This is a genomic window from Rhizobacter sp. P2_H2 (assembly GCF_056403375.1).
Window position 1 is genome coordinate 1 of record NZ_JBFUFP010000951.1, and the last position, 2113, is coordinate 2113.

Below are 2113 nucleotides of genomic sequence, written 5' to 3' on the forward strand. Positions count from 1 at the left end.
GGCCTGTCCGCCGAAGGTCACCGCGCGACCCCGCCCGGGGGCCGATGCCGGCGCCACCTGCGCTGCACCAATCACCAGTGGCTCGCTGCCGTACTCGTTCGACAGCTGCAGCCGCACCCGCCGCCCGCCGAGGCTCAGCCGCACGACCTGGCGCAGCGTCTGGTCGTCGATGACCGCCGGCGTGCCGGTCGGCAGGGCGAATTCCTCGCCCCAACTCGCTTCGGGATTCGCGGTCCAGCTGGGGATCCAGGTGCCGGCGTGCGAAGGCGTCGCGGTCAGGCAGGCGAGGGCAAAGGCCGGGATGGAGAGGGTCGCGGCGAGGCCGCGCCGCAGTGTGCGACGAGCAGTCATGGGGTGTCCTCGTTCAGGCGTTGGCAGGGGCGATCGCAGCCGGCGTGCGGTCCAGCGCCATCGCGAGCGCCGCGATCGCGAGACCGGCCAGCGGCAGCAGCGCGGCCACCCAGGCGAGCGAGCCGAGACCCGGCCCGTTCGCGATCACCGCACCGCCCAGCCACGCGCCGAAGGCATTGCCGAGGTTGAACGCCGCGATGTTGAAGCTCGAGGCGAGGCTCTGGCCGGCACCCTGGGCCTTGTCCAGCACCCACATCTGCAGCGGAGCGACCGTCGCGAACGACGCGGCCCCGAGCAAGCCGACGAACAGCACCGCGGCCACCCGGCTGTGCAGCGCCCAGCCGGTCAGCGCGAGCACGATCGCGAGCACCGCCAGCGAGCCCAGCACCGTGCCGGCGAGGTGGCGGTCGGCGAGCTTGCCGCCGGCCAGGTTGCCGATCACCAGCCCGCCGCCGAACACCAGCAGGATCGGCGACACCGCCGCGGCGCTGAAGCCGGTGATCTGCGTCAGCAGCGGCGCGATGTAGGTGAACAGCGCGAACAGCCCCGCGAAGCCGAGCACCGTGGTCGCGAAGCCGAGCAGCACCGGGCGGCGCAGCAGCGCGTCGAGGTCGGCGCGCAGCGAACTGCCTTCACGGCTCGCCGGCTGCGCGGGCACGAACAGCGCCAGTGCCGCCATCGCCAGCAGCCCGACCGCGCTGACGGCCCAGAAGGTGGCGCGCCAGCCGAAATGCTGGCCGAGCCAGGTGCCGAACGGCACGCCGAGGATGTTGGCGACGGTGAGGCCGGTGAACATGATCGCGATCGCCGAGGCCCGCTGCTGCGGCGGCACCAGGCCGGTCGCGACGACCGAGCCGACGCCGAAGAAGCTGCCGTGCGCCAGCGCCGTCAGCACGCGGGCCGCCATCAGCAGCTCGTAGGTCGGCGCCAGCGCGCAGCTCAGGTTGCCGAGCGTGAAGACCGCCATCAGCGCCAGCAGCAGCGTCTTGCGCGGCCAGTGCTGCGTCAGCGCGGTCAGCAGCGGTGCGCCGACGACGACGCCGAGCGCGTAGCCGGAGATCAGCAGCCCGCTGGCCGACACCGAGACGCCGAGATCGGTGCCCACGTCGAGCAGCAAGCCCATGATCACGAACTCGGTGACGCCGATGCCGAAGGCGCCGACGGTCAGCGCATAGAGCGCCAGCTTGGTGTTCTTCATGACTGTGAATTCAGATGCCGTTGAGTCGGGAATGATGAGTTCAAACGGTGTTGTGGACTAGACTGCCCGTTGGAAAAACACTTGTGAACCGATTTCATCAGCGGGGGTGGGCATGGCACGACTGGATGTGAACCGCTCGGGCGAGATGGAGGTGTTCGTGCGGGTCGTCGAGCTGGGCGGTTTCTCGGCGGCGGCGCGGGCGTTCCGGATGACGCCGTCGGCGGTCAGCAAGCTGGTCGGGCGGCTGGAGGCGCGGCTCGCGGTGCGGCTGCTCAACCGCTCGACGCGGCAGGTGCAGCTGACGCCCGAGGGCTGCGTGTTCTACGAGCGGGCAGTGCGCGTGCTGGCCGATCTGGAGGAGGCCGAGCGCGGTGCCGCCACCAACGATGCGCCGCGCGGCCGGCTGAGCGTGAACGTCAACGTGCCGTTCGGCGAGCATTTCCTGCTACCGCTGGTGCCGGCCTTCCTGGCGCAGCATCCCGAGGTCACGCTCGACCTGGTGCTGACCGACGAGGTGATCGACCTGCTGGAGCGCCGCACCGACGTAGCGGTGCGGGCCGGGCC

General features: G+C 71.2%; 2 protein-coding genes and 1 pseudogene. 1 reads left to right on the forward strand and 2 read right to left on the reverse strand.

The features are described from left to right. Together AC1D15_RS28630 and AC1D15_RS28635 are read right to left on the reverse strand one after the other, a co-directional pair. Positions 1 to 351: pseudogene (locus AC1D15_RS28630) on the reverse strand (SGNH/GDSL hydrolase family protein); the annotation flags it as partial. A gap of 13 nt (positions 352 to 364) precedes the next feature. After that, the gene (locus AC1D15_RS28635) at positions 365 to 1549 is read right to left on the reverse strand and encodes an MFS transporter (protein WP_477828682.1); all 1185 of its coding nucleotides are present in this window, start codon (positions 1547 to 1549) and stop codon (positions 365 to 367) included. Between the two features lie 112 nt (positions 1550 to 1661). Here AC1D15_RS28635 and AC1D15_RS28640 point away from each other — a divergent pair. After that, a partial coding sequence (locus tag AC1D15_RS28640) for a LysR family transcriptional regulator (RefSeq protein WP_477828683.1) occupies positions 1662 to 2113 on the forward strand: 452 nt, incomplete at its 3' end.

Excerpts from the sequence above, each read along its gene's own strand:
- AC1D15_RS28635 (WP_477828682.1), bottom strand. The coding sequence starts at position 1,549 with ATGAAGAACACCAAGCTGGCGCTCTATGCGCTGACCGTCGGCGCCTTC.